This is a genomic window from Pseudomonas rossensis, from assembly GCF_039888995.1.
GTDB classification, from domain to species: domain Bacteria; phylum Pseudomonadota; class Gammaproteobacteria; order Pseudomonadales; family Pseudomonadaceae; genus Aquipseudomonas; species Aquipseudomonas rossensis.
The window spans coordinates 23,385-33,272 of the sequence record NZ_JBBWCB010000064.1; the positions used below are offsets into that span (position 1 = coordinate 23,385).

A 9,888-nucleotide genomic window follows, 5' to 3' on the forward strand; every position below is an offset into this window, starting at 1 on the left:
GTTTGTCGTTTGCGTTGTTGGGTGCGGAAGCGCCTCACGCTGCTACCTTGACCTGATTCCAGGCCCCGACCGCTTCAAAAATCCGCGCTGCATGAGCTTCGTCGAGCGACAAGGACTCCGGAATTGCGATCCAACCAGAAGCCACCATCTGGCTTTGATTGGCTGAGTCGCGCAGCTTCTTGTAGCAGTGCTCGATCACGTCTTCCAGGTGATCGGAGAGGTACACGCCGTCCGGCGCCACCTCTATCGACTTGCTGTAGCGGTCACCGCGAGCATCAATACAGAGAGCGCTGAGGTAGATCGTCCAGCGGTGGGCAATTCCACACGCGGCCTGGCCAATCGTCCCGGGAGCGATATTCTTCAGCGACTTGTAATTGATCATGCCCTGGTGACCGCAGGGGTCGATGTTCACCACTGCGACGTGGTTGGTGGCCAGCAGCGAACGACACGATCGGTCGATGCGGGTCTTGAGGTTGTGCGGCTTGCGTTTGCTCATATTGAGTCCGCCATTAACCGGAGAGCCTTTCGATCAGCGGCGGTCAACGCCTTCGGCTTTCTCTTGAGGACCGTGCCGGGGTCGATTTTCTGTGAGCGGGGAGGTGGCAGCGGGTTGCGCGGCGGGCTTTTCAGTTCGGCGATCTGCCCGCCAGCGGCCAGGAACTCGGCGATCCGACTAGAAATTGATTCAGCATTCTGCCGCTGCTGCTCGACCAAGTTGAGGTGGTTACTGATCATGCGGCCACCTTTACCAGTCTCACGCCGGCCATGCTGAACTTGGAACCTTGGTCGGCGACGAGCGCATCGAGCGCTTCCCAGTTGACCGCCAGCATCGATATCGGGGCCTGACCGTATGCCACGGCCTTGATCAGAGCTTCGAGATCGAAGACTTCGGCCTGCATTGCCACCGGCTGACTGGTTTGTACTGCGACTGGCTTCGAAACCGCCTGGGCGACCGGTGCAGATCGCGGCGGCGCCGAAGTCGAGACAGGTGCTGGTTCAACAACTGGCGCGACGGCGAGCTTCGCCTTTTCATCGTCGGCGATTCGCTGAAGTTCTTCGTCGCGGATGCGCTTCCGGGTGGCTTCGGCTTTCTCCTCCTCGGCCTTTATGTGCTCCGAAATCCGCACCTTGATCAGCGCCACCAGGTCATCGTTTGCCTTGAGCACAAGCTGTTGGATGTCGCTGAACAGGAAGACGTGATCGACGGCGAGCTCGGCCAGGCTGGACAGGTTCAGTCGAATGCAGTCAGCTGCCTGGCTCGCGTCGATCTTCGCCCGGGCCAGTTCGGTATCGACTGCATCCTGCAAGCTTGCGATGGTGCGCTTGTTCTTCATGGCGCCGGCGAAGTCGACGGCCACGTTGGGAAGGACCACTTTGCCCAGAGTCTTGTTGATTGCGGCGATGTGATCGAACAGCGCCTGTTCGGCCTTCTGCTTGATGTTGGTCTTCACCAGCAGTTCCTGCGCCTTGACCAGCTTGTCGACCTTCAGGCGAGTTTCGCGGGCGTGCGCCGAGATGCGATCCAGCGGCGAAAACAGCTCGTCGATGGTCTGGGTTTGCGACAGCGCCTGCTTCTTCGCCGCGGCGACGGCTTCTTCCACATCACCGCACCACTTCACGGCCTTCTTGGCGTCCGCGAAGTCTTGGTCGGTCTGCAGCGTGGTTTTCACCGAGTCGATGACCGCCAAGGCCGATTGCTCGAATACCTTGAGATTGCTCGCGGTAACCATGCCAGTGAGTTCGATACGCAACGCCGGCAGCTCGTCAGGCGCCTTTCCTCCGACAATCGAAGGGGCGTCTGCCATCTCGAAGTTTGCCAGATCGACCTCGAACTGTTTCCAACCTTCGACCAGCTGTGCGGCGCGGCCGGCGACTGGGCGGTATTCCATGCTGACGAAGTTCTCGGCTGTGCCGTCGGAGCAAACGAAGATCACTCGCTCGGCGCCGCTCACCAGCAGCTGCTGCTCAAGTTGCCAGTAATAGTGCGGGGCCAGGTCTTCAGCCTTCACCTGAGCGACCAACGATTCGTTCCAGAGCTTATGCTCGAACAATGTCTCGCCGAGCATCGTCACGCCATCCATCGAAGCAAGCAGGTTGCCCAGCGTTCCAACGACCGGATACAGCTCTTCGCCGATCATCACTTCAACCAGCGGGCGGGCGGCCGCCTCAGTGGCGTGGCCCTTGTCGAAGATGTACTGCTGCGACTGCGTCACGTCCGGCGTGATGCCGGTCTTCTTCAGAGTTAGCAGTTCGGTGCGGGTCTGGTACTTCGATGCCCCCTTCATTGCCGGAGCTTCGGAAGCGGTGAAGTGCTTGCCGCGCAATGCATGCCAATCGGCGGAGCCTTGAGCTACGTTGTGAATTTTCATGCTGCATCTCCATCGAGGGCTTTGAGATTGGTGATTTTTTCAATTTGCGCTGGGCTCAGCGTGTACTTGCTGCTGATGGTCGCGATCAGGTGTTCGGGGCTGGTCCGATTTGAATCAATCAGCGGCTGCCACTTGACGATGTTCTCGGCGAGCAGACCATCTGAGTAGTCTGGGAAAGGGGCAGGGTCTGGCTGTTGCTGCTGGTGTTGCTGCTGTGGACTCACATCGCGCGCAGCTTCTTCAAAGGTCTTGCCTTCCATTTCGTCAGCAGTAGGCGCTGATCCGACTTCCGGGAATGCCTTGCGCAGGGCCTGGGCCTCGGCGCACTTGGCGAGCTGGGCGAAGGCGCGGCGTTTCCACATGGCGTTTGGTGCGGCGCTGTCCTTGCTAGCGGTAGCGTAGTTTTCGAGCCAGCGCTCGTTGGCGGTGAATTCGGCGACAAGCCCGTTGGACATCTGCCGCTTTACGGTTACCCGACACCACTCCGGGTAGACGACGTCAACGCCGGACAGCTTCGCGGTAATCGATGGCCCATATTCGGGGTCGCTGATGCCGGCGTATTGACCGGTGCGTGCCGCTTGGATGCGGTAGAGACCGATCCCCGGCATGACCGTGTCCTGCATCCTTTTCGCTTTCGAGTTCCAGATTGGAACGATGTGCACCGGCTTCAGCATCGGGTCGAGATGCGCGGCCTGGCAGTACGCCAACACCATTACGACGGAGTTGCGCTCTGCGTCTGGGTACAAGCTTTACCTTGAAAAAGGATGGCCACACCAAGGCGCGCAGTGCCGACCTCTTGGAAGATCGTATTGAGGGGGCGCTGTTGGTTTTGCGCGGATGGTTTGATCGTTCATATCACAGTACTATTGAAGCAGGCCAATGGCGTAAGCACCCCTCCTTCGGGGTATACGTGGCCATGATGGTCCCGTATATAGAGGAGCTTTTTCCTGAATTGGCTCCCTCTCTGGCGCAGCGCTACGGTCGTACTCCTGGCGTAATTGCGCACGGCCAGACCAACTGGCCGCTGCAATAGCTAGCAAACAAGGCCCAGCTTCGGCTGGGCTTTTTACGCTTTAGGTCTCGCCGACAGGTCTATCAAAACTCGCCAGGGGCATGTTATTGGAAGCCTGCTGGAGGCTGCACCATCAAACTGCTTGATTGATACTTCCGCTCCTTCCTGGGCGGAAGTCCTTAGGGCGGAGAGCGCTTTACCCATACATGTACAAAAGGTCGTCGATCAGCTCAAGCTCCTGCTGTGAGTACTGAACCTTGTTGTACCGTCGAATGTCCTCAAGCACACCTCTGATCGGAACTTGCCGCGAAGGATCCTGAACAATTTCGATCAGACGGTCGTAATCGGGATCTCTGCCCTTGAGGTATTTTTCAATCAGTTCTTTGAGCGCTACGCGCGCCTCTAGATTGGTTAGCACTGTTACTTCTCCGGCAAGATAGTGATTTCATCCGCTTTGATGATGGTGGTGGTACCCGGTTTGGGGATGAGTTGCTGCGCACCACCCGTACCGTACTCAGGGTACGCTTTTGTGAACGGCTCCAGGTTCGGACCTTTACCACCGAGTTCGTACGGCACTGTAGCGTTGGGTACACCGTCTTTGTAGAGTTGCAGCGTGTCAAACTTCAAGCGCAGGCGCCCATCACTCCACGCCGGATCCGGGTCGGCCGCTGTAACGTGCTTCGGAGCTCGTACCTGGAAAGCTTCCGTTGCGGCGTCACCTGTCTCAAGTTTTTCAAAACCAAAATACGACAGTCGAGCTTCCTGAGTGTTGATCGTGTTCTGCGCGTGGGTGTTTACGGTTCCGTCAGCATTCTTGTAGCCCATGTATCGGTAACCCGTCGCAGGCAAGGTCGAGTCCGGTCCGGATGGTCCGACATAGAAGTCGGGCTTCGACTCGATGACTGCCGGTGGGGTGACATCTCCAGTTTTTACGCTGGAGTCTGCGAGGGTAGGGGTTGTGTTTGGAGACGATGATCCTCCGGGCTTGGGGCAGTTCGCTGAGGGTTTCAGCGGTACCTTCTTGGCCACACCGGAAACAGCTTTCGTAATCGCCCTGAACATCAGGCCGAGAGGGTCTACCCATCCAGTTGGATTGGGGGCGTACTGGTAGTTGTTTAAGCCACCTGCCAGCTTTACCGGGTCTGGGGTCAGAAACCGTCCTGTACTCGGGCTGTAGTAGCGATGGCGGTTGTAATGAAGCCCCGTCTCTGCGTCGAAATACTGGCCTTGAAAACGTAGCGGGTTATCGATCTCCGCGACATCCAGCGCAGCCAGGTTGCCATAGACCCGATATTTGGCCGACCACATGATCGCACCGCTGTAATCGGTGAGTTCCTGCGGCGTGCCCAAATGATCGAGCTGGTAATAGAAAGGCGTGGCTTTCAGTGGGCCTTCACCGTCGAGCATCGCCAAGGGCCGGAAGCTGTCCGGCTCATAGACATAGGTGCGATACCGATTGTCACCACTCTCTACGATCAGACGTTCGCCTTGCCAGAGGAATTCGGAGGTATGGCCGTCGACCGTTTTCTCTATGCGTCGACCAAAGGCGTCGTACTTGTAGGCGGCGATACTACCGCCCGGTAGGCTAACGCCGATCAAACGATGCTGGCAGTCATAGCGGTATTCGGTGACGAGTTTCTGTCCGGTACCTCGGCGCTCACGAATCAGATTTCCGTAGGCGTCGTAGTCGTAGTGACGGTCGCCCTGCATGAGCAGACGGTTGCCCTTGATGTTGACCAAGTGGGCGGAGGGCACGTCATTTTGGCCCAGCAGATTGCCGGCTGGGTCGTGCGCGAAGCTCTCCGGTGTAGCGCCTCGAACGCTGATCAGACGATCAAGCGGATCGTAGTGAAAATTGCGGGCACCCTTGAGGCTGTCATTGATGCCTGCGAGGTTGCCTGTCGCGTCGTAGTTATACCGGCGTTGGATCAGGACGCTATCGCGTTGGCTCACGCTGTGGGCCTGCAGGCGACCCTGATCGTCGTATTGATACTGACTCAACAGCAAGCCTTGCTGGCGCTGCTGTTCACGACCAGCCTTGAACTGGTGAGAGGTGAGGCGAGAACCGTTGAGGTCAATACTGCTCAGATTACCGCCGGGCAATCGGCGATAGTCGAGCTTGCTACCGTCAGGTAGACGGCAATGCTTGAGTTGGCCGACGCTGTCGTACTCGTAGCGCAGGGTGCCCCATCCCTGATGTTCGGTGATCAGCCGATCTTGGGAGTCGTATTCATAGGCCAGTGGCCAGTGACCGTCATCGACGTTGACCAAGCGACCGAGAGCGTCATAGCTGTAGTGAATTTCCTCACCATCAGCCAATGTCTTCACGAGCAAGCGGCGAGCGGAGTCACGCTGGTATTCAGTGACCAGTTCGCTACCGTCGTCGCCGTACTCGGTTTTTTTCAGCAGGTTGCCATTCAGGTCATATTCGTAGGCAGTACGGCGACCATCGAATCCCGTTTCCTGCTGTATCAGTCCGCTTGAGTAGTAGTCGAGCTGATAATGTTCGCCGCGTTCGTTTTCGATCTCAGTCAGCAGCAGGCGTGAGTTGTCGTAGCGATAGCGCAGCTCACTGCCGTCTGGGTTGATGCGGCGGCTGACAAGTTGCAGGTTGTCGGCGTATTCGTAGCGGGTGATACGGCCCAGTTCATCGCGCTCGGCTGTAACTTTGCCGTAGGCGTTATAGGTGTAAGTGCGGGTCGCACCGCCAGGCTGTGTGGTCTGCGTCAAGCGGCCAGCCGCATCCCATTGGTAATGGGTGATGGTGCCGTGCTCGTCCTGGCGGGTGATCTGACGACCCAGTGCGTCGTAGCGGTATTTACGTCGACCACCATCAGGCAATTCTTCTTCGAGCAACTGACCCAGTCCATTCCAGGCGAGCTGATGTCGTCCGCCGTCTGGATGTACGATCTCCAGCACACGACCTTGGGCATCGTAGCTGTAGTGTGTTTCGTTACCATCAGGATCTGTCTGGCGGGTGATGTCGCCCTGGCTATTTCGCTGGTATTTCCAACTGGCTTTGCCGCGATGAATCTCACTCACGAAACCGTGACGGTATTCGTAAAATGTCGGCGCATCTTCAGGCGGAATAACAGCGGCAAGCAGTCCGGCGACGTTGTAGCGGTATTCGGTGATTGCGCCGAGCGGATCCTTTTCTTCGATCAGACGACCTTTGTCGTCATAGACCTTTTGTGTTTCGGCGCCGTCTGCAGCGGTCTCACTGATGAGTCGCGCATTTTCGTCATGCACATAAATCTGCTCGCTGCCATCCGCGTTCGTAACGGTGACTTTGCCGGCATCGTCCCAAGCGTAATGCGAGTCCATCTGCGAAAAACTGGCCCAGTGATGGACGCTGCGTGACGATTTACCTTCGTTTTCCCACTCCCAAAAGAAGCTCGCACCGCCGGCCAGTTGACGCTCTAAAATGACGTGTTGGTCGTTGTAACGGTAATGCTCAGTCTCACCTGCAGCGTTGGTGGCACTGACCAGTTCGCCTTGTCGGTTGTACCGATAGGTCACCAACGTTTGTACGGTGACCCAAGGTTCCTGTCGTTGACCCTGATCTGTGTATTCGGCGCGCCGTTGCTGATAATCCACGGCGACGATATGACGATCTTCGTATTGGATGAGCAAGGAGCGACCGGCACCGTTGTCGATACGCTGGATACGCTCAGCAAAGTCGTAGCTCAACAGCAACTGGTTGTCGTACGCGTCGCTAATGGTGATTAAACGGCCCGCACGGAAATGGTAAAAGCGCGGACTTTGCCCGGCCTGCGTCAGGATGAGCTCGCCGGGAGTGGACCCCAGGTAGATGGCCGCTTTCGACAAGCTATTAGTGATAGCAGGGCGCTGCTGTGTCGGCATCGGAAAACGAGTGGTTCGGTTTTCGTTATCCGTCCACAGGACGCCTTCATCGTCCAGATCCAGTCGATGAGAAAGGGCGTGGCTCCAGCCATATCCAAGACGGCTGTCGATCTCGACCGCACTGGTGCGATAAAGGCGCGTCCACTCAAAAGGCAGCAGGCCGTCGAGTTGGCCATCGGTAAGAGTCAGTAGTTCTTCACCCGTGACCATCGAAACCGGGCAGCCGTTGGTGCAGGTGTCTTGCGCCGGCGCCGCGCTTTTTTCGTCGGGGTTCTTTGATTGTTTCGAGGCGTCATCAGGACGTTTGCTGTGTTCAACGGTCGCATTACGTTTGCCATCAAAGCGTAGCTGCGCGACTCCTTTTTCTACCCGAGTCGCCACACCTCGGGCGGCAACAGCAACGTATTTACCTACGTAACCCATGAAGCCTTTGATTATGTTGAACAACGACTTCACAAATCCGGTAACAGCCTTGACGATGATCTGGCCGTACTTCGCTAAACGTGCGGCCAGGTAAAATAGCCCGGCGCCTTCGGCTGCGACGGTCAGTACGACCGAAATGACGATGTCGATGAGAATCCCGATAACGGCTGCAGATGTCATCTTCGCCGTTTGGCCAGCCGCTTGCGTCGGTGGCAATGCTGAAACCCAGATAGAAGCGCAATGCACCATCAAGAACAGTGCGGCCTCGTCGCTAGCAAGCAACATGGCCTGTTTCATCACATCTGGCGCCTCTTTGGCCAGCTTGATCAGTTCCTCGGCACCGGCCCCCAAGTCCTCTGCGAACTTTTTAGGGTTTTGAAGGATGTCCAAGGCCTTTGAGATGCCATCCCAGACGCCTTTGATGGCTTCCCATCCGCCTTCGAGAATGCCGATCCCAATTGCCATCGCTTTGGCTGACGCACTTTGATTCGACCACTGCGGTTTGAAGCCTGCCCATTCCTTGCGCAGAAACCCTTCCAGATCGGCAGCTAAGCCGTCGTAGGATTTGAACAGGGTGTCGATCTGCGCAGGCGTCACCTGATCGTGGACGTGGATCTTATAGGATTTTCCAGGCTGGCCCTGAAAGCTGCCTTTACCTTGCTTATCTAAGGTAATCGTCGACTTCGCGCCTCCATCCACTGCAATGATGTCGACCTTGATATCGCCGATAGGGATGTCGAAAACCGATTCGAATTTGCTCTCAATCAGCAGCGGACCTACTAGCGGGCACTTGGCGACGTATGAAAAATCACCATCAGTCATGCTGACAGACTTACTGGAGTTGCCAGCCTTTATCACGCGCTCCATACCCAGCAGGGAGGGCATGTCTGCGGCTCGGCTGGCTTTGTCAGCAACCTGCGCGTACCAGCTCTTGGTTTCTTCACGGTACAGCTTCAGGCTGTTTTTGAAGGAGTCCAATTGTGTTTCGATAGTGGCAACGCGATCCATCAGCCTTGCTCCAGAATCAGGTGGTTTAACAGTGCTTCTTTAAGGTTTTTCGGCGCATCCGGGCGGCGCACGAAACGGCTGACTTTCAGCTTCAGGTTGTTCTCTGGCCAAGCGTTGTAAATGTCCGGACGTTCTTCTTCGAGCCACTGCAGGAGATTGCCAATCAGTGTCGAAGGGTTTTCCTTGGTCAAGCTGTCCAGCAACGATTTCGGCACCTCCCACCACGGCCAGTCCCGCACCTTCGGCAACACCCTCGTCCCAACCTCCAGCGTTAGGCCGTTTATCAGATACCGCTCAAACATCGGCAGCACTTCCCCGGCTTTGTCGCCAAGCCCATGCAGAATCGGATAGATATGCCGCCCGTCCCAGAACCGGAAAAACACTTCAGTCCCGTCTGGCATCTTCACCTGCGTCAGGCTGCGCAGATGCTCGAAGACGTCATTCGGTTCGGCGCGTGATACCGCCAGCCAGCCCCAGTCTAGGGCGTCGGTTTCGGCGATCCAGGGCAGGAATGCGGAGTTGGACGATAGCTTGGTGACGTAGGGCATCACCGGTTGCCAGGTGGAGTAGGGCGTGCCGCCCCAGATCGGCAGGAGCTGGGCGGTGGGTTCGGTCAGGTACAAGGTTTTCAGTGCATCGGCATCACTCGCCGCACTAATAACCAGATACAAACGCTCGCCAGTCTGCAGCGGCTGTTGTGCCAGCCAGTCCTTGGGTGTCAGTCGATCAGATGGCACAGGCACCTGCCTTGCATTTTTCGCATTCTTCGCAGAACGGCGCGTTGCGTTTGAGGGTGTTGATCTGCGCCGGGGTCAGGACCTGGCCGGCCTTGTCGGCGTCGGCCTGTATCAGCACGCCGGGCATCAGCGGAGCGGAGCCGGTGCCGCTGCCGGGGCTGCCGCCGGAGTTCATGTTGATCACCGGGCCGCTCAGGGTCACGCCGCTGCCATCAATCTTGATGAAGCTACCACCCCCCATGAGGGTCAGTTCACTGCCGGCTTCGAGCACCACTTTCATGCCGCTGCTCAGGTGGATTTCCTGGCCGGCTTCAATGAATTGCCCGGTGCCGACTTTGATGTGCTGGTTAACGCCCACGGTGAGGTGGTCGTTGGCGCGGGTTTCGACTTTGCGGTCGGCGTAGACGGTGTGGTGTTCTTCGGCCTTGAATTCGCTGTAGCTGTTTTGCTCGACGGTGTCGTGGCGTTCGTTGCC

8 protein-coding genes and 1 pseudogene are annotated in these 9,888 nt (G+C 57.3%); 1 reads left to right on the forward strand and 8 read right to left on the reverse strand.

All coding sequences use genetic code 11. The annotated features are described in order from the left end of the window. Positions 1-34: 34 nt before the first annotated feature. The 4 genes and pseudogenes from WLY71_RS17830 to bet all read right to left on the reverse strand — a co-directional run. On the reverse strand, positions 35-496 hold the full coding sequence (locus WLY71_RS17830) for a hypothetical protein (protein WP_347804584.1): 462 nt from the start codon (positions 494-496) through the stop codon (positions 35-37). Further along, positions 493-735 carry a hypothetical protein gene (locus WLY71_RS17835; RefSeq protein ID WP_347804585.1) on the reverse strand — a complete coding sequence of 81 codons (243 nt, stop codon included), beginning with the start codon at positions 733-735 and terminating at the stop codon, positions 493-495. The genes WLY71_RS17830 and WLY71_RS17835 overlap by 4 nt, the downstream gene beginning before the upstream one ends. Then, a complete protein-coding gene (locus tag WLY71_RS17840) occupies positions 732-2,369 on the reverse strand; it encodes a YqaJ viral recombinase family protein (RefSeq protein WP_347804586.1) in 1,638 nt (545 codons plus the stop codon). Before WLY71_RS17840 ends, WLY71_RS17835 begins: the two co-directional genes overlap by 4 nt. Continuing rightward, positions 2,366-3,118, reverse strand: a pseudogene (gene bet / locus WLY71_RS17845) (phage recombination protein Bet); the annotation flags it as partial. The gene WLY71_RS17840 and the pseudogene bet, both read right to left, overlap by 4 nt. Before the next feature lie 5 nt (positions 3,119-3,123). Between bet and WLY71_RS17850 the strand changes: the two are divergent. Further along, positions 3,124-3,402 carry a hypothetical protein gene (locus WLY71_RS17850; protein ID WP_347804587.1) on the forward strand — a complete coding sequence of 93 codons (279 nt, stop codon included), beginning with the start codon at positions 3,124-3,126 and terminating at the stop codon, positions 3,400-3,402. A 175-nt stretch (positions 3,403-3,577) separates the two neighbouring features. On the opposite strand, the gene WLY71_RS17855 is transcribed toward WLY71_RS17850, so the two are convergent. The 4 genes from WLY71_RS17855 to WLY71_RS17870 form a co-directional block, all read right to left on the reverse strand. Next, the gene (locus WLY71_RS17855; protein ID WP_347804588.1) at positions 3,578-3,799 is read right to left on the reverse strand and encodes a hypothetical protein; all 222 of its coding nucleotides are present in this window, start codon (positions 3,797-3,799) and stop codon (positions 3,578-3,580) included. A 2-nt stretch (positions 3,800-3,801) separates the two neighbouring features. Further along, positions 3,802-8,676: an RHS repeat-associated core domain-containing protein gene (locus WLY71_RS17860; protein ID WP_347804589.1), complete on the reverse strand. Its 4,875-nt coding sequence runs from the start codon at positions 8,674-8,676 to the stop codon at positions 3,802-3,804. Further along, positions 8,676-9,413: a DUF4123 domain-containing protein gene (locus WLY71_RS17865; protein WP_347804590.1), complete on the reverse strand. Its 738-nt coding sequence runs from the start codon at positions 9,411-9,413 to the stop codon at positions 8,676-8,678. Before WLY71_RS17865 ends, WLY71_RS17860 begins: the two co-directional genes overlap by 1 nt. After that, on the reverse strand, positions 9,403-9,888 hold a 486-nt coding region (locus tag WLY71_RS17870; protein ID WP_425589937.1), incomplete at its 5' end, for a bacteriophage T4 gp5 trimerization domain-containing protein. The genes WLY71_RS17870 and WLY71_RS17865, both read right to left, overlap by 11 nt.